24 protein-coding genes and 1 pseudogene are annotated in these 24,354 nt (G+C 69.5%); 9 read left to right on the top strand and 16 right to left on the bottom strand.

Annotation, left to right across the window (positions count from 1 at the left end):
• The first annotated feature begins 150 nt into the window (after positions 1–150).
• Together ACYVK3_RS05005 and ACYVK3_RS05000 are read left to right on the top strand one after the other, a co-directional pair.
• Positions 151–642: a hypothetical protein gene (locus ACYVK3_RS05005; RefSeq protein ID WP_460496160.1), complete on the top strand. Its 492-nt coding sequence runs from the start codon at positions 151–153 to the stop codon at positions 640–642.
• An 18-nt stretch (positions 643–660) separates the two neighbouring features.
• Positions 661–1,482, top strand: a complete 822-nt coding sequence (locus ACYVK3_RS05000) for a DUF4097 family beta strand repeat-containing protein (RefSeq protein ID WP_460496159.1) — start codon at positions 661–663, stop codon at positions 1,480–1,482.
• Between the two features lie 6 nt (positions 1,483–1,488).
• On the opposite strand, the gene ACYVK3_RS04995 is transcribed toward ACYVK3_RS05000, so the two are convergent.
• Positions 1,489–1,986, bottom strand: coding sequence for a DUF2752 domain-containing protein (locus ACYVK3_RS04995; RefSeq protein WP_460496158.1), 498 nt, complete (start codon positions 1,984–1,986; stop codon positions 1,489–1,491).
• Positions 1,987–2,090: 104 nt separating this feature from the next.
• On the opposite strand from ACYVK3_RS04995, the gene ACYVK3_RS04990 reads away from it, so the two are divergent.
• Complete coding sequence (locus ACYVK3_RS04990; protein WP_460496157.1) at positions 2,091–2,777, top strand: LppM family (lipo)protein; 687 nt, start codon at positions 2,091–2,093, stop codon at positions 2,775–2,777.
• A 938-nt stretch (positions 2,778–3,715) separates the two neighbouring features.
• Here the strand turns inward: ACYVK3_RS04990 and dapB are convergent.
• From dapB to ACYVK3_RS04945, 9 genes are all read right to left on the bottom strand, one after another.
• The gene (gene dapB, locus ACYVK3_RS04985; RefSeq protein WP_460496156.1) at positions 3,716–4,456 is read right to left on the bottom strand and encodes a 4-hydroxy-tetrahydrodipicolinate reductase; all 741 of its coding nucleotides are present in this window, start codon (positions 4,454–4,456) and stop codon (positions 3,716–3,718) included.
• Positions 4,453–5,748, bottom strand: a complete 1,296-nt coding sequence (locus ACYVK3_RS04980) for a M16 family metallopeptidase (protein ID WP_460496155.1) — start codon at positions 5,746–5,748, stop codon at positions 4,453–4,455. Before ACYVK3_RS04980 ends, dapB begins: the two co-directional genes overlap by 4 nt.
• The gene (locus tag ACYVK3_RS04975; protein WP_460496154.1) at positions 5,749–8,163 is read right to left on the bottom strand and encodes a polyribonucleotide nucleotidyltransferase; all 2,415 of its coding nucleotides are present in this window, start codon (positions 8,161–8,163) and stop codon (positions 5,749–5,751) included.
• 310 nt (positions 8,164–8,473) lie between these two features.
• The gene (gene rpsO, locus ACYVK3_RS04970) at positions 8,474–8,743 is read right to left on the bottom strand and encodes a 30S ribosomal protein S15 (protein ID WP_460496153.1); all 270 of its coding nucleotides are present in this window, start codon (positions 8,741–8,743) and stop codon (positions 8,474–8,476) included.
• Between the two features lie 103 nt (positions 8,744–8,846).
• On the bottom strand, positions 8,847–9,773 hold the full coding sequence (locus tag ACYVK3_RS04965; protein ID WP_460496152.1) for a bifunctional riboflavin kinase/FMN adenylyltransferase: 927 nt from the start codon (positions 9,771–9,773) through the stop codon (positions 8,847–8,849).
• A 65-nt stretch (positions 9,774–9,838) separates the two neighbouring features.
• Positions 9,839–10,060 (bottom strand): hypothetical protein, encoded by a 222-nt coding sequence (locus tag ACYVK3_RS04960; protein ID WP_460496151.1) that lies wholly within the window; start codon positions 10,058–10,060, stop codon positions 9,839–9,841.
• A 233-nt stretch (positions 10,061–10,293) separates the two neighbouring features.
• The gene (locus ACYVK3_RS04955; protein WP_460496150.1) at positions 10,294–11,247 is read right to left on the bottom strand and encodes a carbohydrate ABC transporter permease; all 954 of its coding nucleotides are present in this window, start codon (positions 11,245–11,247) and stop codon (positions 10,294–10,296) included.
• Positions 11,244–12,200, bottom strand: a complete 957-nt coding sequence (locus ACYVK3_RS04950) for a carbohydrate ABC transporter permease (protein ID WP_460496273.1) — start codon at positions 12,198–12,200, stop codon at positions 11,244–11,246. Before ACYVK3_RS04950 ends, ACYVK3_RS04955 begins: the two co-directional genes overlap by 4 nt.
• A 109-nt stretch (positions 12,201–12,309) precedes the next feature.
• Positions 12,310–13,644 carry an ABC transporter substrate-binding protein gene (locus ACYVK3_RS04945; protein ID WP_460496149.1) on the bottom strand — a complete coding sequence of 445 codons (1,335 nt, stop codon included), beginning with the start codon at positions 13,642–13,644 and terminating at the stop codon, positions 12,310–12,312.
• A gap of 319 nt (positions 13,645–13,963) precedes the next feature.
• Between ACYVK3_RS04945 and ACYVK3_RS04940 the strand changes: the two genes are divergently transcribed.
• A complete protein-coding gene (locus ACYVK3_RS04940; RefSeq protein ID WP_460496148.1) occupies positions 13,964–15,313 on the top strand; it encodes a glycoside hydrolase family 1 protein in 1,350 nt (449 codons plus the stop codon).
• Between the two features lie 8 nt (positions 15,314–15,321).
• On the opposite strand, the gene ACYVK3_RS04935 is transcribed toward ACYVK3_RS04940, so the two are convergent.
• Positions 15,322–15,906: a thiamine phosphate synthase gene (locus ACYVK3_RS04935; protein ID WP_460496147.1), complete on the bottom strand. Its 585-nt coding sequence runs from the start codon at positions 15,904–15,906 to the stop codon at positions 15,322–15,324.
• A gap of 150 nt (positions 15,907–16,056) precedes the next feature.
• Between ACYVK3_RS04935 and ACYVK3_RS04930 the strand changes: the two genes are divergently transcribed.
• Both ACYVK3_RS04930 and ACYVK3_RS04925 read left to right on the top strand, forming a co-directional pair.
• Positions 16,057–16,815, top strand: coding sequence for a maleylpyruvate isomerase family mycothiol-dependent enzyme (locus ACYVK3_RS04930; RefSeq protein ID WP_460496146.1), 759 nt, complete (start codon positions 16,057–16,059; stop codon positions 16,813–16,815).
• Between the two features lie 101 nt (positions 16,816–16,916).
• Positions 16,917–18,047: pseudogene (locus ACYVK3_RS04925) on the top strand (YibE/F family protein); the annotation flags it as partial.
• A 144-nt stretch (positions 18,048–18,191) separates the two neighbouring features.
• Here ACYVK3_RS04925 and ACYVK3_RS04920 read toward each other — a convergent pair.
• Complete coding sequence (locus tag ACYVK3_RS04920) at positions 18,192–19,112, bottom strand: LysR family transcriptional regulator (RefSeq protein WP_460496272.1); 921 nt, start codon at positions 19,110–19,112, stop codon at positions 18,192–18,194.
• A gap of 99 nt (positions 19,113–19,211) precedes the next feature.
• Between ACYVK3_RS04920 and ACYVK3_RS04915 the strand changes: the two genes are divergently transcribed.
• A complete protein-coding gene (locus ACYVK3_RS04915) occupies positions 19,212–20,465 on the top strand; it encodes a pyridoxal phosphate-dependent aminotransferase (protein ID WP_460496145.1) in 1,254 nt (417 codons plus the stop codon).
• Here ACYVK3_RS04915 and ACYVK3_RS04910 read toward each other — a convergent pair.
• The 3 genes from ACYVK3_RS04910 to ACYVK3_RS04900 form a co-directional block, all read right to left on the bottom strand.
• Positions 20,449–20,796 (bottom strand): hypothetical protein, encoded by a 348-nt coding sequence (locus ACYVK3_RS04910; protein ID WP_460496144.1) that lies wholly within the window; start codon positions 20,794–20,796, stop codon positions 20,449–20,451. The genes ACYVK3_RS04915 and ACYVK3_RS04910 overlap by 17 nt on opposite strands.
• A 79-nt stretch (positions 20,797–20,875) precedes the next feature.
• Positions 20,876–21,166, bottom strand: a complete 291-nt coding sequence (locus ACYVK3_RS04905) for a 4a-hydroxytetrahydrobiopterin dehydratase (RefSeq protein ID WP_460496143.1) — start codon at positions 21,164–21,166, stop codon at positions 20,876–20,878.
• A gap of 12 nt (positions 21,167–21,178) precedes the next feature.
• Positions 21,179–21,790, bottom strand: a complete 612-nt coding sequence (locus ACYVK3_RS04900) for a carbonic anhydrase (protein WP_460496142.1) — start codon at positions 21,788–21,790, stop codon at positions 21,179–21,181.
• Positions 21,791–21,973: 183 nt separating this feature from the next.
• On the opposite strand from ACYVK3_RS04900, the gene ACYVK3_RS04895 reads away from it, so the two are divergent.
• Positions 21,974–22,651, top strand: coding sequence for a winged helix-turn-helix transcriptional regulator (locus ACYVK3_RS04895; RefSeq protein ID WP_460496141.1), 678 nt, complete (start codon positions 21,974–21,976; stop codon positions 22,649–22,651).
• On the opposite strand, the gene ACYVK3_RS04890 is transcribed toward ACYVK3_RS04895, so the two are convergent.
• Positions 22,652–23,494, bottom strand: coding sequence for a putative hydro-lyase (locus ACYVK3_RS04890; RefSeq protein WP_460496140.1), 843 nt, complete (start codon positions 23,492–23,494; stop codon positions 22,652–22,654).
• Between the two features lie 127 nt (positions 23,495–23,621).
• On the opposite strand from ACYVK3_RS04890, the gene ACYVK3_RS04885 reads away from it, so the two are divergent.
• On the top strand, positions 23,622–24,305 hold the full coding sequence (locus ACYVK3_RS04885) for a hypothetical protein (RefSeq protein ID WP_460496139.1): 684 nt from the start codon (positions 23,622–23,624) through the stop codon (positions 24,303–24,305).
• Positions 24,306–24,354: the final 49 nt, after the last annotated feature.

The raw sequence follows: 24,354 nt of genomic DNA, 5'->3' as shown, positions 1-24,354 counted from the left end.
GCCTTGACCGCGCCCACGGATGCCGCCGTCTCATCTCTACCCTACGAAGGCCCGCGGTGAACAGGGCTTTTCCCGGGATGCGGCGCGATGATGCGCCACGGAACGTCAGCTCGACTTGACAGACATCAAAAGTGATGTCACTATGGTGTCATGGACTTGACGCCGTACATCGAATCGCTCCGCCGGAGCCTCACCGCCGCCGCCGCACCGGCCGGCGAAGACGCCGCGCGGACCGCAGAACTGCTGTCAGAGGCGCTCGACGCCGGGGCCCGCCTCGCGCTCATGGAGGCCCTCTCCGAAGCCGCCGCCGAGATCACCGCCGGACTCGACCAGGCAGGGTCGTCCGCATCGGTCGACCTGCGCGTGAGAGGCAAGGAGGTCGACCTGCGCGTCACCGACGTCGAGGCGGCCGACACCACGCCGCCGCCCGCGCCGCCGGTCGACGACGACGTCGCACGCATCACGCTGCGCCTGCCCGAGTCGCTCAAGGAGGACGTCGAGAAGGCGGCCTCCGCGGACGGCGCCTCGGTCAACGCCTGGCTCGTGCGGGCGGTCAACACCGCCGTCCACACCTCGCGCACCGTGGGGCCGACCAGCGGCGCGCGATACAGCCAACGCATCACCGGTTACGCCCGGGCCTAGGGGAAGAGTGCCGCACTCATGAACGAGTACACCGAATTCAGCCACGACGGTCCGATCACCGCGTCGATCACCCTCGCCGAGGGCTCGGCCACCGTCACCGCCCACGAATCCGACCAGGTCCTGGTCGAGATCAAGCCGGCGCAGCGCAAGTCCGACGGCGACACCGACGCCGCCGACCTCGCCCGCGTCGACTTCGAGAACGGGCACCTGCGCGTCGTCGCACCAGAGAAGCCGCAGAACTGGCTGTTCAAGAAGCAGATCGGCGTGCACATCACCGTGAAGGTCCCCGTCGGATCCGACATCGCGGTCAAGTCGACCTCGGCCCCGATCAGCCTGCACGGCAAGCTCGGCCCCGTCTCGATCAACACCGTCGCCGGCTCGGCGACGATCGAGCAGGCCGCGAGCGTGCGCGCCAACTCCGTCTCGGGCGCGGTCAGCGTCATCGACGCCGTCGACGAGTTCCGCGCCAACACCGCCTCGGGCCAGGTCCGAGCCGACCACGTAGGAGGGGACCTCTCGGCCAAGACCGTCGCCGGCGCGGTCATCGCCGAGCGGGTGGACGGCTCGGCCCGTGTCAACACCGTCTCGGGCGCCATCGAACTCGGCGCGCTCAAGTCGGGCGCCTGCCGCGCGAACACCGTCTCCGGGCGCATCAGCCTCGGGGTCGTCGCCGGCACCGACGTGTGGATGGACCTGGACGCCAAGGCCGGGACCGTGACCTCCGAACTCGCCGCGGGCGACACCTCGCCGGCTCCCGGCGGCGACGCCACGAGCCTCGAAGTGCGGGCTCGCTCCCTCTCGGGAGACATCTACCTGCACAAGGCGAACGCCTACAAGTAGCGGGCGCTACACGAAGAGCGCGGTGAACGGCTCCCACGGCAGATTGCGGGCGATCCAGTACACGCCCCATGCGATGAGGAACGACGTCAGGACGCCGGGGGTGAGGTGGAACATCGGCAGTCTCCACCGCACCCTCGGCGCGACGCGTGGCACCGCCCAGGCCAGGTAGATCCAGACGATGAACGGGGCCGCGAACACGGCCATGGCGTGATGCCGGGCCGCCTCGGGCAGATTCATCGTCACCAGGTAGTAAAAGGCGCGCGTGCCGCCGCAGCCCGGGCAGTCGAAGCCCGTGATCACCTTGAACAGGCACGTCGAGGGGCCGGTGTTGTCGGTCGGGTTCGTCGCCACGACCCCGCCGGCCGCTGCCGCGAAGCAGCCCAGCAGCGCCACCGGCGCCAGCCACCGCCGCGCCAGCAGCGACGCGGTCAGCCGCGAGACCGCGTTCGGACGCGGCGCGGGCCTCTCGGGCTTCTCAATGGTCGCTTCCTCGACTGCGCACACGATGCCTCCCGTCTCACAGGGTATCCCGCGCCCGCGATCCGTGCGCGTCGGCCGATCTGGACGAAATCGCCGGCCCGACGCGCCACCGCGCCTAGGCTCGAGGCATGCCGCGTCTTTCGAATGGGACCACGCGCCGGGCGCTGGCCGCCGGCGCCGCCGTCGGGCTCTTGATCACCACCTCCGGTTGCCTCAGACTCGACCTGGAGCTCCAGATACGGCCCGACGACACGGTCGGGGGGACCTTCACCGCCGCCTGGAGCGAGGAGTTCCTCGAAGAGGCCCGCTCGGGCGAGGACCCCATCGAACAGTCCGAACTGGACGCCTTCTTGGAGGCGCTGCTGGAGGGCGTGCCCGACGCCGAACGCAGCAGCTACAGCGCCGAGGGCTACGTCGGCCAGACCGCGAGCTTCACCGACCGGCCCCTGAGCGAGTTCGCCGATCTCGGCGGCGACGAATGGGGTTACCTGCGGATCACCCACGAGGACCGCCGGTACGTGCTCGACGGGTACTGGGACCTGCGCGCGAACGGCTTCCTCGAACCCGAGGACCTGGAACGGGCCGAGATCCTCATCCGGGTCGACTTCCCTGCCAAGGTCACCGCTCACAACGGCGAGCTCGAGGGGCGCGCCGTCACTTGGACGATGACGCCGGGCCGGCAGTACGAGCTGCACGCCGAGGCCGAGCAGTACAACGGCCTGGCGTGGCTGGCGATCGGCGTCGGCTCGCTCGCCGTGGTGCTGGGCCTGCTGTGGCTTTGGCAGTGGACGAGGCTGCGGAAGTTCTCGCGTTGAACGACGTGACCAATGAGCGCCGTTGCCTGCGGCACAAACCGTTGCCGCAGCGTGCACGCGCCGTATCGTAGGGAGCCGACTCCCGGCATCACAGAACCGTAACGGAAGCAGGAGGGGCGGTGACCGAATACCGTTCGAACGGCAAGAACTCGAAGCCGAAAGAGCAGCACAACCCCGAGCTCGACCTCAGTATGGGCCAGGTCCTCGCGGCGACCGGCGCGACCACCATCGGCACGATCCTCATCAAGTACCTCGACCTGTGGGGCACCACGCTCGGCACCGCGGCGCTCAGCGTCTGCACCTCCATCGGCGCGGTCCTGCTCCTGCGGACGATGCGGCGCACGAGTGAGGGGATCAAGACGCAGTTCTCGGCGATCTCCCCCGCCGCCCGGGCCGACCAGGAGCAGACCGTCGAACTCGGCGACAACCCCACGCGCGTCACGGCCACCGCGCCGATCCCCACGGTCACCGCCGACGGCGAGACCAAGGCCAGCAACGCGGCCGAGCCGCTGGGCGACGGCGAGTACCTGCCGAAGACCGCCTACCGCAGGCGAACCCTCCTCACCATCGTCGCCTCCAGTGTGCTCGTGTTCGGACTGACGATGGGCCTGCTGCTCCTCCTCGGCGGCGCCACCGGCGACCCGGGCCGGTTCATCCAGCAGCCCGCTCCCGAGCAGACGGCGCCCACGATCGTCGAAGAGGTCGAACCCGAGACGAACGAGCCCGATGAGGGGGACACCACCGGACCCACTGACACCCCCACGACGAGCGAGGACGACACCGAGGAATCGCCGGGCGAGCAGAGCGAGGAGGCTCCGACCGAGGCCGATCCCACGCCGGACGAGCCGAGCCCCGAACCCACCGTCGAGCCGACCGTCGAACCCGACGAGGGCATGGGCGGCACCGAGGCGAGCCCGCCGCCTCCCGAAGACGAAGGCTTAGTCGAGCAACTCGTCGATGCCGACAGTCAGGCCGGGACGGCCCGGAACCGCGCGGACGGCCAGGAGCACGCCGGGCATGAACGAGGCGCGGTCGAGCGAGTCGTGGCTGATCGTGAAGCGCTCACCGGGGCCGCCGAAGCGGACCTCCTGGCTCGCCACGTAGCCGGCCGAGCGGATCGCGTGGATGTGGACGCCGTCGACCTCGCCGCCGCGCGCGCCGGTCGCGTCCTCTGCCGTCGCGTCGGGCATCCGGGGCATGTCGGCCTCGGCCCTGGCGGCGGCGATGAGCCGCGCGGTGTGCACGGCCGTGCCGCTGGGCGCGTCGACCTTGCGCGGGTGGTGCGTCTCGATGATCTCGGCCGAGGCGAAGTGCTTGGCGGCCTTCGCGGCGAACTGCATCATCAAGACCGCGCCGATCCCGAAGTTGGGCGCGACCAGGCAGCCGACCTCCGGGGCCTCGCCGAGCATGTCGCGGACCCGGTCGAGCCGGGCTTCGTCGAAGCCGGAGACGCCGACGACGGTGTGCAGTCCGCGGTCGAGGCACCAGGCGAGATTGTCCATGACGACCCCGGGCAACGTGAAGTCGACGACGACGTCGACGCCGGCCTCGGTGAGCTTCTCGAGGGGCTCGTCGTGGTCGACCGCCGCGGCCAGCTCCAGGTCATCGGCGTCGGCGACGGCCTCGCACACGGCCGTTCCCATCCGGCCCCGCGCGCCCAGGACACCCACCTTGATCATTCGAACTCCCCTCGGTCGAACGGCCCCACGGCCGCGGTCGTCATCGGCTGCGACAGGATATCCGCCGCCACCGCCCGGACCTCGTCCATGGTGACGGCCTCGTTGCGTGCCAGGTCCTCGTCGACGGTCGTCAGGTCGCCGTACAGCAGCTCGTCGCGGCCGAGCCATTCCATGCGGGAAGCGGAGTCCTCGAGCGCGAGGATCACGCCGACCTCGTACATCTTCTTGCCGCGCCGCAGTTCCTCTTCGGTGACGCCCTCGTTCGCGACGCGCCCGAGTTCGGCGAGCACGAGGTCGCGCACCTCGCGGGCCTTGTCGGGACTGCACCCGGCGTAGACGCTGAACGAGCCGGTCGCGCCGAAGTGCGCGGTCGAGGAGCTCACCGAGTAGGCCAGGCCGCGTTCCTCCCGGATGGACTGGAACAGCCGCGAGGACGAGCCGCCGCCGAGGACGGAGCTGAGCACGCCGAGGGCGTAGATGCGGTCGTCCTTGCGGGAGAACGTGCGGCAGCCGATCACCAGATTGGCCTGCTCGACGTCCTCGTTGACGACCGCCAGCGCCTCGGGGAACCGGGAGACCTCCTCGCGGGGGCCGCGCCACGGCGCTTCGGCGCCCTCGGGGAGCGGCGCGAACGCCTCGCGGGCGAGCTTCACGAGCTCGTCGTGGTCGACTCCCCCGGCCGCCGACACGACCAGGTTCGATGGCAGGTAGTGACGGCGGTAGAAGTCGCGGACCTGCTCGCCGGTGATCGCGGGGACCGTCTCGGCGGTGCCGGCGATGTCGCGCCCGATCGGACCGTCGCCGAACAGGGCCCGGTGGAAGTGGTCGTAGACGACCTCGGACGGGTCGTCGGCCGAGGAGGCGATCTCTTCGAGGATCACCCCGCGCTCGACGTCGACGTCCTTGTCCTCGATGAGCGAGGACGAGACCGCGTCGCCGAGCACGTCGACGGCGAGCGGCAGATCGTCGGCGAGCAGCCGCGCGTAGAAGCAGGTGTGGTCGCGGGCGGTGTAGGCGTTCGAATCGCCGCCGACGGCCTCGACGGCCTCGGAGATCTCGGCGGCGGTGCGCTTGGCCGTCCCCTTGAACAGCAGGTGCTCCAGGAAGTGCGAGGCCCCCGACATCTCGGGGGACTCGTCTCGGGAGCCGACGCCGACCCACGCGCCGATCGAGGCCGACCGCATCACGGGGACCGACTCGGTCAGCACGCGCAACCCGCTGGGCAGCACCGTGCGTCGCACCGTGCCGCCCAGCGGGTTGTCAATGAGCGTTCGAGTCTGAGGGCGACTCATTTACTCCTCAGAGCCTCCGCCTTCATCCGTGCGGCGGGTCCTGCGGCGACGGCGCTCGCCGCCCCCGGACTGGTCGTCGCGGCGGGGCCGGTCGTCGTCCGAGCGACGCGGTCCGCGGTCGCCCCGAGAGCCCCGGTCGCCACCGCGCCCGCGGTCGCCCCGGTCGCCTTCGCGGCGCTCCGGACGGCCCTTCTTGTAGCCCTCCGGCTCTTCGCCTTCCGCGTAGACCTTGTCGAGGTAGATCTTGCCGCGGTTGTCGATGTCGCCGATCTCGACCTCGATCTTGTCGCCGACGCCGAGCACGTCCTCGACGCGGTCGACGCGCTTGCCGTCGCCCACCTTCGAGATGTGCAGCAGGCCGTCGCGGCCCGGCGTCAACGAGATGAAGGCGCCGAAGTCGGTGGTCTTGACGACGGTGCCGAGGAAGCGGTCGCCCACGTTCGGCAGGGTCGGGTTGGCGATCCCGTTGATGGTGTCCACCGCGGCGGCCGCGGCGTCCCCGCTCTCGGCCGACACGTAGATGGTGCCGTCGTCCTCGACGGTGATGTCGGCGCCCGTGTCGTCCTGGATCTGGTTGATCGTCTGGCCCTTCGGGCCGATGATCGCGCCGATCTTGTCGACCGGGATCTTCAGCGTGGTGATCCGCGGAGCGGTCGCGGCGAGCTCGCCGGGCTCCGAGATGGCCTCGCCCATGACGTCCAGGATCGCGTGGCGGGCGTCGTTGGCCTGCTGGAGCGCCTTCCCGAGGACCTCCGAGGGGAGGCCGTCGAGCTTGGTGTCCAGTTGGAGCGCGGTCACGAACTCGGGGGTGCCGGCGACCTTGAAGTCCATGTCGCCGTAGGCGTCCTCGGCGCCGAGGATGTCGGTCAGCGTGACGTACTTGGTCTCGCCGTCGACCTCCTCGCTGATCAGGCCCATCGCGATGCCCGCGACGGGGGCCTTGATCGGCACGCCGGCGTTCATGAGCGCCATGGTCGAGGCGCAGACCGATCCCATCGACGTCGAGCCGTTCGAGCTCAGCGCCTCCGAGACCTGGCGGATGGCGTACGGGAACTCCTCGCGGCTCGGGAGCACCGGCACCAGAGCGCGCTCGGCGAGCGCGCCGTGGCCGATCTCGCGGCGCTTCGGGGAGCCGACCCGGCCGGTCTCACCGGTCGAGTAGGGCGGGAAGTTGTAGTTGTGCATGTAGCGCTTCTTGCTGACCGGCGACAGCGTGTCGATGGCCTGCTCCATGCGCAGCATGTTCAGCGTGGTGACGCCCATGATCTGGGTCTCGCCGCGCTCGAACAGCGCCGAGCCGTGGACGCGCGGCAGGATGGCGACCTCCGCGGCGAGCGGCCGGATGTCCACCGGAGAGCGGCCGTCGATACGGACGCCGTCGGTGATGACGCGCTTGCGGACCAGCTTCTTGGTGAGCGACCGCAGCGCCGCGGACAGCTCGCCTTCACGGCCCTCGAAGTCCGCGCCGAGCTTCTCGATCATGACCGACTTGACGCGGTCGAGCTCGGTGTTGCGATCGGTCTTGTCGGCGATGGTGAGCGCCTGATCGAGCTCCGCGGAGACCGCGGATTCGACGGCGGCGAACGCGTCGTCCATGTACTCGGGGAAGCGCGGGTAGTCCGCGGCGGGCTTGGCGGCGACGCCCGCCAGCTCGGACTGGGCCCGGACGAGCTCGGCGATGACCGGCTTGACCGCTTCGAGGCCGCCGGCGACGACCTCTTCGGTGGGCTTGGTGGCGCCGCCCGCGATGAGCGAGACGGTGTTCTCGGTGGCTTCGGCCTCGACCATCATGATCGCGACGTCGCCCGATTCCAGCACGCGGCCGGTCACGATCATGTCGAACGTGGCCTGCTCGATCTGTTCGAGGGTCGGGAAGCACACCCACTGCTCGCCGATGAGGACCGCGCGGGTGGAACCGAGCGGACCCGAGAAGGGCAGGCCCGAGAGCTGCGTCGACATGGAGGCGCCGTTCATGGCGACCACGTCGTACTCGTCGCGCGCGTCGACCGCCAGGATCGTGCCGATGACCTGGACCTCGTTGCGCAGGCCGCTCACGAAGGAGGGGCGCAGACCGCGGTCGATCAGGCGGCAGGTGAGGATGGCGTTCTCGCTGGGGCGTCCCTCGCGGCGGAAGAACGAGCCGGGAATGCGCCCGGCGGCGTACATCCGCTCCTCGATGTCGACCGTCAGCGGGAAGAAGTCGAAGTGGTCCTTCGGGTTCTTCGAGGCGGCCGTGGTGGCGAGGACCACGGTGTCGTCCATCTGGACGATGGCCGAGCCCTGGGCGAGCTTCGCCAGTCGACCGGTGGAGAAGACGATCTTGCGAGTGCCGAATTCCCCGTTGTCGATGACGGCTGTGGCGTGATGCTCCCCGAGATTGAAGGCCTCGGGTGTCCGTGAAGTCTCTTCGGACATTGAGTGTCTGACTCCTCATGTGTAGTTCGGAGCGCGCCTTGCCATGTTGGGGCCGGTCTTCGATCGAAGCACACGGAGCGCTGTCCCGATCTGATGCGGGACGGTCCGGATGCCACTACCGAGGACCGGCGGTCTCTGGCGAGTCGCGCCGTGCCTCGCGGTGAGGCACTGTGGCAGAGCGGCTGCTCTCCACTCCCACCCTACGTTATCGGGCGGGCGCGGCGGCAGCCGCGAAGCGAAAAGGGAGCAGCCCGACGGCTGCTCCCCGGCGATGCCTGCGGTCCGGGCGCGGGCCCGGCCGTCAAGTCGTCTAGCCGCGGATACCGGTGCGCTCGATCAGCGCGCGGTAGCGGGTGATGTCCTCGGTCTTGAGGTACTTGAGCAGACGGCGGCGCTTGCCGACCAGGAGGAGCAGGCCACGACGCGAGTGGTGGTCGTGCTTGTGCTCCTGGACGTGAGCGGTGAGCTCGGCGATGCGTGCCGTCAGCAGCGCCACTTGGACCTCGGTCGAGCCCGAGTCGCCCTCGTGGACGGCGTATTCCTTGATGATCTCAGCCTTCTTCGTGGCATCGAGCGCCATGCGAACACCTTTCTAATGCAGAGTTCCGGCCAGACCCACGGTGTCGAGCAGGTCGGTCGGGCCACTGTAAGAAACAGTGACTTTACAGAATATTACAGGGGCTTCAGTCCAGCTCCAACGCCACACGCGTCGCTGCGACGTCCGTCTCGATCTGTTCTACCAGCTCGTCGACGCTGTCGAAGGCGATCTGGCCGCGCAGGCGGGCGGCGAAGTCGAGCCGGACCTCGACGCCGTAGAGGTCGCCGGCGAAGTCGAGCAGGTGCGCCTCGACGCTGCGCTCGGTGCCCTCGAAGGTCGGGTTGGTGCCGACGCTGATCGCCGCCGGCAGTCTCCCGGAGTCGACGTGCAGCCAACCGGTGTAGACGCCGTCGGAGGGGATCGCGAAGCCCGGCAGCGGCGCGATGTTCGCGGTCGGGAAGCCGATGTCGGCGCCGCGGCCGGCGCCGTGGACGACCGTGCCCTCGACGCCGAAGTCGCGGCCGAGGATCTCGGCGGCGCCGGCCACGTCGCCCTCCGCGACGCGCGCGCGGACGCGTGTGGAGGAGAACGTCTCCTCGTCGGCGCTCAGCGTCTGGGCGAGGACCTCGAAGCCGAGCTCGTCGCCGAGCCGGGCGAGGCGGTCCACGTCGCCGGCGGCCTTGTGGCCGAAGCGGAAGTTCTCACCGACGACGACGCCGGCCGCGTGCAGGCGGTCGACCAGGACGCCGCGGGCGAAGTCCTCGGGGCTGAGCAGCGAGAGCTCCTTGGTGAACGGCAGGACGCACACGCCGTCGACGCCGAGCGAGCCGAGCAGTTCGATGCGCCGCCGGACGCTGGTGAGCTGGGCCGGGACCGCGTGCGGGGCGACGACCGCGGTGGGATGGGGGTCGAAGGTGACGACGACGCAGCGGGCGTCGCGTTCGTCGGCCGCCTTGATGGCGCTGCGGATGAGGGCCGCGTGACCGCGGTGCACGCCGTCGAACACGCCGATGGCCACCACCGAGGCGGGCCAGCCGTCAGGGGTCGCGTCTATTCCACGCCAGGTTTCCACGGGGACGATCTTCTCACTGCCGCTCGGCGATCGCCCAGCGGACGAGGCGCGCAGTGGCCGCGGCCCTAGAGCATCATCGACGAGTCGGCGTTGCCGCCGGAGGCGAAGATGAGCAGCATCAGCACGCCCACCGTGACCAGCAGGAATATCCCGACGAGCAGCCATCCGGTACCGACGGTCTCCGGTGGGGCCTCGCCGCGCGCCTCCGAGCGGCGCTGCGCGGCGGCCCGTTCGGCAACCGTGCGGCGGAACTCCTCGGGGAGTCCTCCGGTGGAACTGGGGCACATGGCTGCTCCTGACACGCGGTGAGTGCGGCGAAACCTGTCTTCCCTCAATTCTTGAGGAAGCGTCGGGTATCTGACTCAGTTTTCGGAGAACCACCGTCAGACAGGCCCAAATCGCCCGGTCGTGGAATTACATGGCCGTCAGCACTCCGGCGGATGCTCACATGAAGCACGCCGGCGACGGCCCGCCTCGGAGGGGAGCGGGCCGTCGCCGGCGTGGTCGCGGTCGCTGCCGACTAGCCCTTCACGGAGCCGGCCAGCAGTCCTCGGACGAAGTACCGCTGGAGCAGCAGGAACACGATCAAGGGGACGATGATCGCGATGAACGCCGCCGCGGGCAGGCGCGTCCAGCCGAAGCCCCAGGTGCCGGCCATGTCACCGAGCACGGCGGTGAGCGGCCTGGTCGCCTCGCCGCCGCCGAAGGTGCGCCCGACCAGGAAGTCGTTCCACACCCACAGGAACTGGAAGATGGCGATCGAGGCGATCGCGGGCGTCACCAGCGGCAGGACGACCTTGCGGAACGTCTGCGAGTGGCTGGCGCCGTCGATGCGCGCCGCCTCCATCACGTCTCTGGGCAGTTCGCGCATGAAGTTGTGCAGCAGGTAGACCGCCAGCGGCAGGCCGAAGATCGAGTGCGCGATCCACACCTGCACGATCGTCTGCACGCCGTCGAGCTCCCAGGGGGGCATGATCGTCACGCCGCCGATCGACAGTCCCCTGCTGAAGAACGACAGCATCGGGATGAGCGCCATCTGGAGCGGCACCACCTGCAGCGCGAAGATGCCGATGTAGAGCAGATTGCGCCCCTTGAAATCGATCCACGACAGCGCGTAGGCGGCCAGCGCGGCGAAGGTGACGGGGATGAGCACGCCCGGGATGGTGATGACGACGGTGTTGATGAGGTTGCGGACGAGGCCGCCGCCGGCGTCGTCGCTGTAGAGCACGTAGTTGTACGTGTCGAGCGTGAAGCTGGGGTCGGTGAAGACGGTCCACCAGCCGGTGGCGCGGATGTCGTCCTCGGGCCGCAGCGAGGAGATGAAGAGCCCGGCGGTCGGGATGGTCCACAGCACGGCGATGAGGACCGCGAAGAAGCTGGCGAGCCTGTGGGAGAGCAGGCGCCTGATGCGGTCGCCGCGGGATTCGCCGAGCTTGGCGGCGGGTTTCCGGGCCGCCTCGGTCTTGACGCTCATCGGGCCTCCATTTCCTGGCGGCGCACGTTGCGCACCTGGTAGATGACGACGGGGACGACGAGCAGGAACAGCAGCACCGCCATCGTGGAGCCGCGGCCGCTGTCGCCGAGTCGGAACGCCTGGTCCCACATGTTGTGGGCGAGGACGTCGGTACCGTGGTGGCCGCCGGTCATGGCACGGACGATGTCGAACAGCTTCAGTGTGGCGATGAAGACGGTCACGGCCACGACGATGATGGCCGAGCGAATCGACGGGACGGTGACGTTCCAGAAGATCTCGGTCGGGTTGGCGCCGTCGATGCGGGCGGCCTCGACGATCTCGATCGGGACGCCCTTGAGCGCGGCGGACAGGACCACGGTGGCGAAACCGACTTCGATCCAGATGAGGACGACCATCAGCAGGAAGTTGTTCAGCGGGAAGGTGTTGAGCCAGTTGACCGGGTCCATGCCGAGCCAGACGAGCACCTGGTTCATCAGGCCGATCTGGTCGCCGGACGCGTCGTACTGGTAGATGAACTTCCAGATGATGGAGGCGCCGACGAAGGAGATGCCCATCGGGAGGAAGACCAGGGCCTTGTAGGTGCGCTCACCTCTTCTGCCGTCGATGAGAACGGCGTAGACCAGTCCGAGCGCCGTCGACAGCAGGGGTACGACGATGATCCACAGGGCGGTGTTGATGAGGGTCTGCACGGCGTCGGGGTCGGACAGGGCCCACCCGTAGTTGTCCAGGGCGACGAACTCGGTGCCGTCGGAGTTGAAGAACGACATGGCGATCGTGCGGATGGCCGGGTAGACCAGGCCCACCAGGAGGAAGAGCAGAGCCGGGAACAGGAAGACCGCGGCGACCAGGCGGCTGCGGTCGCGTCTTGATGCCAGCTCGGCGAGCCCGTAGAGGGCGAGCATGACCGCGACGAAGGCGATGAGGCCGACGGCCAGCAGCCCGAAGCGGTCCATGAGTTCGGAGATGTTCACGATCCAGCGCGCTCCAAATGTTCGGGCGATAAGCCGAGCGGGGCCGCCAGGACCCCGCTCGGCATCGTCATTCGGTTGATCGTCGTACTAACTAATTGGGCCAGGAGTTCTCGATGTCGTCGGCGATCTGCTCGGCAGTCTTGTCGCCGTCGACCCACTGGACCATGCCGGTCCAGAAGGAGGAGGCGCCGACCTGGCCGGGCATGAGGTCCGAGCCGTCGAAGCGGACGGTGACCTCCGGGTCGGTCAGGATCTCGGTCGCGAACTCGTTGATCGGCGTGGTGGCGTTGGACGGGTCCACCCCCTGGTGGGCGGTGCTCCACGGGCCGGTCTGGAGGCGGGCGTTGTGGTAGAGCTCCGAGGCCAGGAACTGGCGGGTGGCCTCGGTGGCCTCCGAGTCGTCGAAGGCGGCCACGAACTCGCCGCCGACGAGCATGGTGTTGTCGGTGTCGTTGGTCTCGGGGAAGCGGAAGGCGAACACGTCGCCGTCCTCGGCGACCTCGGTGCCCTCGGGCCACATGGCGCCGTAGAAGGACGCCTGGCGGTGCATGGCGCATTCGCCGTCGAGGATCGGGTAACCGGCCTCCTGGAACGGGGTCGAGCTGATGGTGTCGGTCCCGTCGTGGATGTAGTCGTCGTTGCGCAGGATGGTGCCGGCCTTCTCGATGGCGGCGACGATCTGCGGGTCGTTGAACGGGATCTCGTGGTTGACCCACTGGTCGTACAGGTCGGTGCCTTCGCGCAGGACGATGTCCTCGATCCAGTCGGTGCCGGGCCAGCCGGTGGCGCCGCCCGATTCGAAGCCGACGCACCAGGGGGCGACGTCGGTTCCGGCGATCTCGTCGGAGAGGGCGATCATCTCGTCCCAGGTGGTCGGGATCTCGTAGTTGTTGTCCTCGAAGAAGGAGGGCGAGTACCAGATGAACGACTTGGCGTTGCCCGAGTGCGGCGGCGCGTAGAAGGTGCCGTCGACGGTGCCGTACTGGAGCCAGTCCTCGGTCCATCCCTCGGTGGCCAGAGTGGTGACCTCTTCGGATGCCGGGACCAGGTCGTCGGTGTAGTTGGCCATGAGGCCGGGCTGCGGGAACAGCGCGATGTCGGGGGCGTTGCCGCCGTCGACGCGCACCGTCATGTCGGATTCGAACTCGCCCGAGCCTTCGTAGTCGATGCTGATGCCGGTGCACTCCTCGAAGAAGCTCCAGGCCTCGACCATCTCGTCGGCCTCGGTGTCGCGGATGGAGCCGAGGATGGAGACGTTCTCGCCGTCGAAGGAGCCGTAGTCCTCGTAATTGGCGCAGTCCTGTGCCGCGTCGGGCACTTCTCCTCGGGATTCACCTTCGTCTTCGGGCGCGCCGCATGCGGTGGCCGCGAGCGCAATAGCGCTGGTGGCAGCCGCTAGGCACATCATTCGTCGAGTCTTGCTCATCGAAGTTTCCCTCTCTATGCAGATGCTGGTCGCCCGGCGATTCCGACTGCCTCCCACGTTCCGTCGGATGTACACCGCGCTCGCGCACTGCGCGTTCCGTTCGGAACTGCCTCACTCGCCGTTGAGAACGACGCTGAAATCGTGCGCTGGATAACATTCAGTGTCAAGGCTAAATTACCGAATCGTTACTGAAGGTGACAGTTTCGATATCTGTTTTGGCCCTATGCATGGGAGCGGTGACATCAACGTATCATCACCACCGTCGGAATTATCGAGAACTCGGCGCCGGCGCCGCCATCCGCCCTGAAAGGTGCCCTTCATGACAGAGCTTCACTTCCCTGATGGCTTCCTCTGGGGGACCGCCACCGCGTCCTACCAGATCGAGGGAGCCGCCGGCGAGGACGGCCGCGGACCGTCCATCTGGGACACGTTCTCGGACACGCCGGGGAAGACGTGGCGCGGCCAGTCCGGGCGCGTCGCGTGCGATCACTACCACCGGGTCGACGAGGACATCGAGCTCATGCGCTCGATGGGCGTCGACACCTATCGCTTCTCCATCGCATGGCCGCGGATCCAGCCCGACGGCTCGGGCCCGGCCAATCCCGCGGGCCTCGACTTCTACGACCGGCTCGTCGACAAGCTCACCGCCGCCGGCATCAAGCCGATGCCGACGCTCTACCACTGGGACCTGCCCCAGACGCTGGAGGACCACGGCGGCTGGCCGGCGCGCGAGACCGCCGAGCGCTTCGGCGAATACGCCGCGATCGTCGGCGCGCGCCTGTCCGACCGTGTCGACACGTGGTGGACCCTCAACGAGCCGTGGTGCTCGGCCTATCTCGGCTACGGCAACGGCCACCACGCCCCCGGGCGCACCGAGCCCGCCGCCGCCCTCGCGGCCGTTCACCATCTGCTCCTCGGCCACGGCCTCGCGACCAAGGCGCTGCGCGCCGCCGGGGCCGAGCAGGTCTCGATCGTGCTCAACCCGACACAGTGCCGAGGCGACGAGGAGGCCGTCAAGGTCGTCGACGGGGTCGCCAACCGGGTCTTCTTCGACCCGCTCTTCAAGGGCGCCTACCCCGAGGACGTCCTCGCCAACACCCGCCACCACACGGACTGGAGCTTCGTGCGGGACGGCGACCTGGAGACGATCAACCAGCCGATCGACCTGCTGGGCGTCAACTACTACTCCCCCACCTACCTGCGCAACGTCCCCGGCGCGCCGGAGAGCCCCGTGGGCCCCGGCTCGGTCGACATCGAGACCTGGGCCCCCGAGGACCTGGACGTCACCGACATGGGATGGTCCATCGACGCGAGCGCCCTGTTCGACCTGCTGGTGCGCATCCACAAGGACTACGGCGTGCCGGTCATGATCACCGAGAACGGCGCCGCCTACCCGACCGGTCCGAACGAGGACGGCGAGATCGTCGACACCGAGCGCGTCGAATACCTGCGCTCCCACATCGCGGCCGTCCACGAGGCGATCCAGGCCGGCGTGGACGTGCGCGGATACACCGCATGGTCGCTCATGGACAACTTCGAGTGGGCCTTCGGTTACGACAAGCGCTTCGGTCTGGTCTACGTCGACTACGCCACCCAGCGGCGCATCCCGAAGGCCAGCGCGAAGTTCTACGCCGGCGTCATCGCCGCCAACGCCGTCGAAACGAACTAGGGCAGGCCCTACACCGGCTCCAGCGCCGCCCGCAGGCTCGCGACGATGCGTTCGGGCGTGTCGGCGCGCATGACCGCTCCCATGACCGCCGCCCCCGCCGCGCCCGCCTCCCGGGCGGCGCGGGCGCGGTCCGGGCCGGTCACGCCGCCGAGCGCGTACACCGGGACCGGACTGGCCGCGACGCGTTCGGCGAGCCCTTCGAGCCCGATCGCCGGGCCGTAGCCGGGCTTGGAGTCGGTGGCCCAGATCGGCGAGTAGGTGACGTAGTCGAGTCCGGGGTCGATCGACTCTCCAGCGTGGACGGAGCGGCCGAGGCAGTCCGGCCGCGGCTCGGGCACCGGGAAGCGGGCCGACAGATGCGCCGCCCGTACCGGTTCGGCCGGGTCGGCGACGACCATGTCCCCGCCGGAGGCGGCGAGTACGGGCTCGAGTCGTTCGGCCAGTCGCCGCCGCTCGGCCCACGCCAGGTGCTTCTCGCGCAGCAGCAGCGAGAACGGGCCGCCGCGCAGCGCGCGTTCGACCTGCGCCACAAGGGGTCGCGGACACCCGGTGACGTCTGTGACGACAAGGAGCCGATGTTGCGGGACGGCCATGAGAGGCGAGCCTATCGGATTTGCACGTTAGATCCCGCGCGCATGTGGTCGACCCTTTTAACACTTCCGTATCGGTTCACGGTCCTAACTTGCGTAATTCACGACACAGATGAAAGACTGCTGTGGATGAATATCGGCGATCAAATCAACGTGCTGCGTACCGAGGGGGAGCGGATCGCCATCGCGGGAGGAGAACTCGCGCTCAACTCCGCTGTGCCGACTTGCCCCGGTTGGACCGTCAAGGACCTCTTGACCCATATTGGAACGGTCCATCGCTGGGCGACGGCCATAGTCGCCGGCGCTTTGCGCTACGACCCCCGACAACGCGAATTCCAACATGTCGTCGGCCCCGCGCCGCACGACGAACTGCTGGTCGACTGGGTCCGTGTAGGACTCGGGACACTGGCCGCGACCCTCGAGGAGGCGCCCGACGACCTTCGCTGCTGGCAGACGTTCCCATCGGAATCGTCCAAACGGTTCTGGGTGCGACGCCAGGCCCACGAGACCACGATCCACCGCGTCGACGCGGAGCAGGCCAGGGGCGACGAGATCTCCCCGATCAACCGCGACTTCGCCGCGGACGGCATCGACGAGCTCCTGCTGGGCTTCCACGGGCGGCCTTCCAGCCGCGTGCGGGCGCTCCGACCTGCGGTCCTCCACATCCACGCGATCGACCTGACCCCCGGCAGGGGCGACTGGTACATCCACCCGACCGACTCCGGCCCGCTGGTGACGTTCAACGAGGTGGAATCCCCCCATTGCACGATCGAGGGGCCGGTGGAGCTGCTGTACCTGGCGCTCTGGAACCGGCTTCCCTTCGACGACCTCACGGTGAGCGGCGACCCGGCACTGCTGCAACTGTGGCGCAATTACTCGGCGGTGCGCTGGGTCGACCCGGTCGACGCTTAGCGACTAGAGCGCTACAAAGCGCTACGCCAGGTGGGGAGGTCGCGCTTCGGCGCGGGACCGGTGGGCGGGTCGGTGCTGCCGGAACCGACCCGTGGACCCGTATGCTCTCGTGGGTGAACCGAGAGCATCTCGCACCGACTGACGCTGTTCCGCGCGCGGCCCTGTGGATCCTCGTCCCGGCCGCCGTCGCGACCATCGCCGCGCTCGCCCTGCTGTGGCCCTACCACCTCTCCGAGGCCGAAGACCAGGGCTTCGGCACCGAGGTCACCGGCCACGTCATCTCGATCCACGAGACCGAGTGCGACCCCGAGCAGACCGAACTGTCCGAGGAGCTCCAGGCCGACCGCTGCGGCGACGTGCTGCTCCGGCTCACCTCCGGGCCGGACGCGGGCGCCGAGATCCTCGTCGACATCCCGGCCGGGCCGGGCGCGACCGAGGTCGAGCCCGGGCAGGAAGTCGTGCTCATCTACACGCCCGACTCGGTGAGCGGGCAGCAGTACCACATCATCGACCACGAGCGCTCGGGTCCGCTGTGGGCGCTGGCGGTCGCCTTCGCGCTCGCCGTGATCGCCTTCGGCCGCTGGAAGGGCGTGCGGTCGCTGGCGAGCCTGGGCATCACCTTCGGCATCGTGCTGCTGTTCATCGTCCCGGCGATCCTCGACGGCCGCTCGCCGATGCTGGTGGCGATCGTCGGCGCGGCGGCGATCATGCTGGCCTCGCTGTACCTCTCGCACGGATGGAACCGGACGACGACGGTGGCGGTGCTCGGCACGCTGGCCGCGCTCGTGCTCACCGGCGTTCTCGCCCAGGGCGCTGTGCACCTGGCGCACCTCAACGGCGTGCTGGACGAGGAGACGATGTCGCTGGCGATGCAGTATCCGATCGACATGTCGGGCCTGCTGCTGGCCGGCATCCTCATCGGCGCGCTCGGCGTCATCGACGACGTCACCGTCTCCCAGGCCGCGACGGTCGACGAGGTCGCCAAGGCCAACCCGAAGTGGGGGCGCGCCCGGCTGTTCCGCTCGGGAATGCGCGTCGGGCGCGACCACTTGACGAGCGTGGTGAACACGCTCGTGCTCGCCTACGCGGGCGCCTCACTGCCGCTGCTGGTCCTCATCGCCGCCGCGAACCGCCCCTTGGGACAGGTCTTGACCAGTCAGATCATCGCGACCGAAATCGCGCGGACCGTGGTGGGCACGCTCGGACTCATCGCGGCGGTGCCGATCACGACGTGGCTGGCCGCGGCGCTGGCCAGGCGCGAGCCGCCGAAGGACCGTGAGCCGAACGAGCGCCGGCGTCCGCGGCCGAAACCCGATCCGGAGCCCGCCTCGGACTGGGACGCCGAAGAGTCGCCGTATCCGCCGTCGCATCTGCGCTTAGAACTGGTCGGCGGCCGTCATGAGTTTCCGCGCGGCCTGGTGGAGCGCCTGGAGGACGGTCATGACGGCCGGTCGGCCGGTCGAGGCGGTGCGGTGGACGGCGTAGACGTCGCGGCCGGACAGCGGTTCGGCGACTCGCCGCACCGCCACGTCGCGCCGCTCGGCGGCGGCCATCCACGGGGCGACGGTGACGCCGAGGCCTTTCGCCACCAGCGTGAGGATCGTGTCCAGTCCTTCGAACTCCGAGACCGGGGCCCGGATGCCCTCGGCGCGCCACAACCGGTCCAGGGCCATGCGCGAGGGCTCGCCGGCGGGCGAGGCGATCCACGACTCCTCGGCGAGGGCGTGTGCCGACAGTTCGCGCACCGCCGTCAGCGGGTGCTTCGTCGGCAGGACGGCGACGAGCGGATCCGAGACCAGGTGGTGGTAGGTGAGCGGGCCGACCCGGCTCGGGCGGCGGATGCCCGACCAGTCGTCGATGAGGGCCAGGTCGATCTCGCCGGCGCGGACGCGGCTGAGGCTCTCCTCGACGGTGTGCTGCTGACGCAGCACCATCGTCAGTTCGGGGTAGCGGCGCAGGCGGCGGACGATCGGGCCGGCCAGGGCGACGGCGACGGTGGGGAAGGCGGTGATGATGACACGGCCCCTCGGTTCGGCGGTCTCGGCGGCAAGGTCGGTCTCGGCGGCGTCGATCGCGTCGAGGATCGTGCCGGTGTGCTCGACCAGGCGGCGTCCGGCGTCGGTCAGCTGCGCCGAGCGGGCGGTGCGTTCGAGCAGGGCAACGCCGGTCTCCTTCTCCAGGGCGGCCAACTGCTGCGAGACCGCCGAGGCGGTCTGAGCGGTGGCGGCGGCGGTGGCGGCGATCGACCCGTGAGCGGCGAATTCGTAGAGCAGTCGCAGGCGGCGGACGTCCAGCATAAGGCAATCTTACGCTCGGCAACAGGCAGAGATACTTGCATTGATGCTCTCGCGGCAGCACGCTTAGCGGTGTAGAGACCATCTATGAAGGAGACGCAAGTGACTGTCTCAGCCACTCTTGCCGCAAGTGAGACGATCGCCGCCCGCCGCGCCGCCGGGGAGGAGGTGCTCGCGCTCGCCTTCGGTGAGGCCGGTATTCCGGTGCATCCGCTGCTGGGACAGCGTCTGGCCGAGGCGGCGGGCGAGAGTTCGTACGGCCCGGTCGCGGGGATCCGCCCCGCCCGCGAGGCCGCCGCCGGGTACTGGACGCGGCGCGGCCTGACCACCGGGGAGCACCAGATGCTCCTGGGTCCGGGCTCCAAGCCGCTGCTGTTCGCGGTCCTGCGGGCCGTCGGCGGCGATGTCGTCGTGCCCAGACCCGCGTGGGTCTCCTACGCGGCGCAGACCGAACTGATGGGCCGCGAGGCGATCCGCGTGCCCGTGCCGGCCGGCGAGGGCGGCGTCCCCGACGCCGACGCGCTCACCGCGGCGGTGCTGCGGGCGCGCGCCGAGGGCCGCGACCCGCGTGTCGTGGTCGCCACGCTGCCGGACAACCCGACGGGCCGGCTCGCCTCCGAAGGGGCGGTCAAGGCGATGTGCGAGGCCGCGCGCGAGCTCGATCTGGTGATCCTGGCCGACGAGATCTACCGCGACCTGGTCTTCGACGACGGCGCGTTCCCCTCGCCGGCCATGTGGGCGCCGGAGCGGACGGTGACGACGACGGCCCTGTCCAAGAACTACGCGCTCGGCGGCTGGCGCATCGGCGCGGCCCGCTTCCCCGCTTCGCCCCGAGGCGAGCGGCTGCGGGAATCGGTGCGCGGCATCGCCTCCGAGGTGTGGTCGTCCACGCCGATGCCGATGCAGCACGCCGCGGCCTACGCCTGGTCGGACCCCGACGAGCTGGTCAACCGGATCGCCGCGGCCCGCCGCCTGCACGGTTCGGTGGCGCGGAGCGTCGCCGCGATCCTGCGCGACGTCGGCTGCGAGGTCGCCGACCCGCAAGGCGGGTTCTACGTGTGGCCCGACTTCGAGCCGCTGCGGGCGCACTTGGCGTCGCAGTGGTCGGTCAAGGGCGGGGAGGACCTGGCGCGGGTGCTGCTCGACGAGTTCGGCGTCGGGGTGCTGCCCGGTTCGGCGTTCGGCGACCACGCCGAGGCGCTGACACTGCGGGTGGCGGTCCCGGGCCTGTACGGCTCGTCCGAGACCGAGCGCTTGGCGGCGCTGGTCTCGGACGAGCCGCTGGCGATGCCGTGGGTGGCCGACGCGCTCGACGGCCTGCGCGCCAAGCTGGGCGGGCTCACCTCCACATGTTGAGGACCGTGATGACGCTGTAGACGACGGCCACGACGATGACGATGCCGATGATGAAGAACAGGGCACCGACGAATCGCTGGACCTCCAGCTCACGGCCTTCCCTGACCGGTCCCCTCCAGCGGCCGTAGCGCCAGTGGTCGCGCCCGGGCGTGAGGTCGTCGAGGTCCAGGAGGAGTTCCTGGAGTTCGGCGACGCTCACGGCCCGGCGCGCCAGTTGCCGGCGCAACCGGTACTCCCTCGTGTCGAGCCGGCCCCTGCGGCGGGCGAACGCGAGACGGTCGAGTGTGATCCGCTTGTCGGTCTTCGAAGCGGGAACTGCGTAGGCGTCCATGACACCCTCCCCACCTATTCTGCCTCAATCATGACAGAGATGAGAGAACCCCGCATTCCTCGTTTTACGCGCGAGTGCCCTACTCGAGCAGCTCGGAGATCGCCCGGGCCAGTTCGGTGTCCTTGGCGGAGACCTTGTTCTGGGCCGAGTGGGTGGTGGTCGAGACCGTCAGCTTGTTGTACTGGATGGTCAAGTCGGCGTGATGGTTTCGCTGCTCCTGGAGCCACCCGACGGCGGCCGCCGCGGCCAGGGCCGCAAGGTGACCGTCGAAGGTCCACGACCGTTCGAGGCGGTCGCTCTCGTGGTGCCAGCCAGGCAATTCGGATAGCGCGAGCTCGATGTCGGCTCCGGTCAACGGTTTGTCGCTCATGCCTCGATTGTGTCAGCTCTCGTCGATGAGTGAGACGAGTCCCGTGTCCAGGTCGTAGACGGCGCCGACGACGAGCACCCCGTCGAGGGAGGCACGCCGGGACAGGTCGGCCACGGTGCGGCGGACCTGGAGCCGCATCGCGTGCGAAGCGGTGTTCTTCTCGCCACTCGCTTCGGAGAGGGCTTGCGAGGCGGGCTGCCACAGCTGCTCGACGAGGTAGTCGCTGCGCGGGTCGTGCGAAGCGTCCTCGACCGCGCGCAGCGCGGCGTTGATCGCGCCGCACCGCTCATGGCCGAGCACCACGATGAGGCCGATGCCGAGCCCGGCGGCGGCGAACTCGAGGGAGCCGACCGCGGCCCGGTCGGGGACGTGGCCGGCGGTGCGCACCACCAGCAGCTCCCCGAAGTCGCAGTCGAACACGGACTCGGCGGTGACGCGCGAGTCGATGCAGGTGAACACGGCCGCGTCGGGGCGCTGGTCCGGCGCGGCGGTACGGGCCGCGACGATGTCCCGCTTGAAGCGGGGCTCACCGGCGACGAATCGGCCGTTGCCTTCGAGCAGGCCGGCCAACGTCGAGGCGGCGCGGTGGTTCTCCGTGAGCGAGGATGCGGTCAATTCTGGCACCCCTGAATAGTGCCGAACCGGACCATGCGATCGCAAGTCGAACCTGCCGGACGACACACAACTTTTACCGACCGTGCGTTATCGCTCCGTGATCTGCCGGTCCCGAAACAGGATGTGAGCGTCCCACTCCCATACCCTATGATGTCCTCACGCAAGCTTCACCCGTCTGACCTGGAGAAACCTGTGCGCACCTACGGCGACGGCTGCCCCGCCGCACACGCCCTCGACCTCGTCGGCGAACGCTGGTCGCTCCTGATCGTCCGCGAGCTCATCCTCGGCCCCAAACGCTTCACCGACCTGCGCGGCGGCCTCCACGGCGCCAGCGCCAACGTCCTCTCCCAGCGGCTGCGCGAACTCGAATCGCACGGCGTCATCACCAAGCGCCGCCTGCCGCCGCCGGCCGCCTCCCAGGTCTACGAACTGACCGAATGGGGCCGCGACCTCGAAGGCATCATCGTCCAACTGCTGCGCTGGGGCGCCCGCTCGGCCGGCATGCCGCTGGACGCGCCGATCGGCACCGACGCGCTCATCCTCGCGCTGCGGGGCCTGTTCATGCCCGTCGCCGCCCAGGGCTTCGACGCCGCCTTCGAGCTGTGGATCGGCGACCGGCCGTTCATCGCCGAGATCCTCGACTCCCAACTCCTGCTCGCCCCCGGCCGGCCCGAACACCCGCACGCGATCATCCGGACCGACCCCGAGACGCTCAAACGCCTCACCCTCGGCGGGCGCAGCCTCGACGTGTCCCTGCACGCCGGGCGCATCACCGTCCAAGGCGACCAGGCGATGGCCGAGCGGTTCCTCGGCATGTTCCGGCTGCCCGAACCGGCGGCGGCCTCCAGGGTCGACGGCGACGTCGGCTAGCTAGAGGACCCGCCGCTTCGCCTTCGATCGGATCTTGGCGTGGCCGCCGGAGTCGCCCGCAGGCCTGGCCCGGCGGTCGGTGATGAGCATGTGCCCGGGAGCGTGCGTGATCGCGAACGGGAGCTTCGCGGCGACGAGCGCCTCCTGCAGCGTCACCCCGCACGCCCAGAACACCGGGACGTCATCGGGCGTGACATCGACCGGATCGCCGAAATCGGGCCGGTCCAGATCGCCGATGCCGAGCGCCGAAGGGGCGCCGACGTGGACCGGCAGGCCGTGCGCGTACGGCAGCCGGGCGGTGATCATCGCCGCCCGCGCCACCATGTGCGCCGGCATCGGACGCATCGACACCACCATCCGCGAGCGGAACCGCCCGGCCGACAGGCACGGCAGGCCGGTGCGGTACATCGACACGTTCCGGCCCTGATCGAGGTGCCGCAGCGGGATCCCCTGGCTCTCCAGCAGCGGCTCGAACGTGAAACTGCAGCCGATCAGGAACGTCACGAGGTCCGGAGCCCACAGCGAGGCCACCTCCGTGCGCCACTCGACCAGCGAGCCGTTCCGCCACACCAGATAGGCCGGCAGATCGCGACGCAGATCCGCTCCTTCGGCGAGCGCGGTCGTGAACCGGCCCGGCCCGACGATGTCCAGCAGCGGGCACGCCCGCGGGTTGCGCACCGCGAACCGCCGCAGCGCGACGGCGTGGCGGCGCGGCACGCTGATCAGATTCGCCTGCACGTACCCCTTCGCCCACCCGCTCGTCGAGGCGACGAAACCCTCGCGGAACCGGGCCCGGGCCTGGGCGGGAAGGACCATCGCTTGGGGGCGCTGTCTCGTGAACATGTCTCCTCCTCGTTGTCTCGGTAGGTCGAGCATCGAGGCCGCCTCGCCAGAACCCTCACGACTTGTTCACGAGACCGCTCCCGGCCCAGGCGGTGTCGCTTCCGGCACAGCGGGTATCCCGGTGCGGATGAGGCCGCCGATCCGGAGAGCAGCACCCGAGCGCCAGGCGTGGGCGGAGAGCCTGGCGGAACGACTCGACCGGCCGATGAGCGTGCTGGGCGTCATCTTCGTATTGGTGGTGCTCGGCCAGGCGGTGGCACAGAGCGCCGCGCTCACCGCGGTGCTGTCGGTCGCCGCGTGGCTGCTGTGGCTCGTCTTCGCCGGCGAGTACGCGCTGCGCCTCTACGTCGCACCGCATCGCCTGGCGTTCCTGCGGCGGACCTGGTGGCAGTTGATCTTCCTCGCCGTGCCGTTCCTGCGGATCGTCCGCGTCGCCCAGATGGCCAGGGCCGCCCGATTCGGCCGCGTGGTCTCCTCGGCGGTGCGCGGCACCCGCTCGACGGGGCGGCTGCTATCGAGCCGGCTCGGATGGCTCGGCTCGCTCAGCCTCATCGTCATCCTCGGCTCCAGCCAGTTGCTCCACGCGTTCTCCGGGTACGAGCGCTACGGCGACGCGCTGCACGACGCGGCGATGGGGACCATCACCGGCGAGCCGCTGAGCGCCGGCGGCGACTTCGCGCGCCTGCTCGAAGTCGTCTTGGCCGCGTTCTCCGTCGTCGTGTTCGCGACCTTGGCGGCCTCCCTCGGGGCGTACTTCCTCGACGAAGACCGGCGATCGGGCGGGACCGGCCCGCCCTCGGCCCGCGGGTGAAGCGAAGTCCCGCCCCGGCAAGCGGTCCGGCGACCGTGAACCTCGCCGC

Source organism: Glycomyces tarimensis (assembly GCF_054776215.1).
Note: the sequence above shows the minus strand (reverse complement) of the source record. Positions and strands in the feature narration are given on the sequence as shown.

What these genes read in the sequence shown, in the direction of transcription:
- ACYVK3_RS05005 (WP_460496160.1), top strand. Translation starts at nt 151, where the DNA reads ATGGACTTGACGCCGTACATCGAATCGCTCCGCCGGAGCCTCACCGCC.
- ACYVK3_RS05000 (WP_460496159.1), top strand. Translation starts at nt 661, where the DNA reads ATGAACGAGTACACCGAATTCAGCCACGACGGTCCGATCACCGCGTCG.
- ACYVK3_RS04990 (WP_460496157.1), top strand. Translation starts at nt 2,091, where the DNA reads ATGCCGCGTCTTTCGAATGGGACCACGCGCCGGGCGCTGGCCGCCGGC.
- dapB (WP_460496156.1), bottom strand. Translation starts at nt 4,456, where the DNA reads ATGATCAAGGTGGGTGTCCTGGGCGCGCGGGGCCGGATGGGAACGGCC.
- ACYVK3_RS04980 (WP_460496155.1), bottom strand. Translation starts at nt 5,748, where the DNA reads ATGAGTCGCCCTCAGACTCGAACGCTCATTGACAACCCGCTGGGCGGC.
- ACYVK3_RS04975 (WP_460496154.1), bottom strand. Translation starts at nt 8,163, where the DNA reads ATGTCCGAAGAGACTTCACGGACACCCGAGGCCTTCAATCTCGGGGAG.
- rpsO (WP_460496153.1), bottom strand. Translation starts at nt 8,743, where the DNA reads ATGGCGCTCGATGCCACGAAGAAGGCTGAGATCATCAAGGAATACGCC.
- ACYVK3_RS04960 (WP_460496151.1), bottom strand. Translation starts at nt 10,060, where the DNA reads ATGTGCCCCAGTTCCACCGGAGGACTCCCCGAGGAGTTCCGCCGCACG.
- ACYVK3_RS04955 (WP_460496150.1), bottom strand. Translation starts at nt 11,247, where the DNA reads ATGAGCGTCAAGACCGAGGCGGCCCGGAAACCCGCCGCCAAGCTCGGC.
- ACYVK3_RS04950 (WP_460496273.1), bottom strand. Translation starts at nt 12,200, where the DNA reads ATGGACCGCTTCGGGCTGCTGGCCGTCGGCCTCATCGCCTTCGTCGCG.
- ACYVK3_RS04945 (WP_460496149.1), bottom strand. Translation starts at nt 13,644, where the DNA reads ATGAGCAAGACTCGACGAATGATGTGCCTAGCGGCTGCCACCAGCGCT.
- ACYVK3_RS04940 (WP_460496148.1), top strand. Translation starts at nt 13,964, where the DNA reads ATGACAGAGCTTCACTTCCCTGATGGCTTCCTCTGGGGGACCGCCACC.
- ACYVK3_RS04935 (WP_460496147.1), bottom strand. Translation starts at nt 15,906, where the DNA reads ATGGCCGTCCCGCAACATCGGCTCCTTGTCGTCACAGACGTCACCGGG.
- ACYVK3_RS04920 (WP_460496272.1), bottom strand. Translation starts at nt 19,112, where the DNA reads ATGCTGGACGTCCGCCGCCTGCGACTGCTCTACGAATTCGCCGCTCAC.
- ACYVK3_RS04910 (WP_460496144.1), bottom strand. Translation starts at nt 20,796, where the DNA reads ATGGACGCCTACGCAGTTCCCGCTTCGAAGACCGACAAGCGGATCACA.
- ACYVK3_RS04905 (WP_460496143.1), bottom strand. Translation starts at nt 21,166, where the DNA reads ATGAGCGACAAACCGTTGACCGGAGCCGACATCGAGCTCGCGCTATCC.
- ACYVK3_RS04890 (WP_460496140.1), bottom strand. Translation starts at nt 23,494, where the DNA reads ATGTTCACGAGACAGCGCCCCCAAGCGATGGTCCTTCCCGCCCAGGCC.
- ACYVK3_RS04885 (WP_460496139.1), top strand. Translation starts at nt 23,622, where the DNA reads ATGAGGCCGCCGATCCGGAGAGCAGCACCCGAGCGCCAGGCGTGGGCG.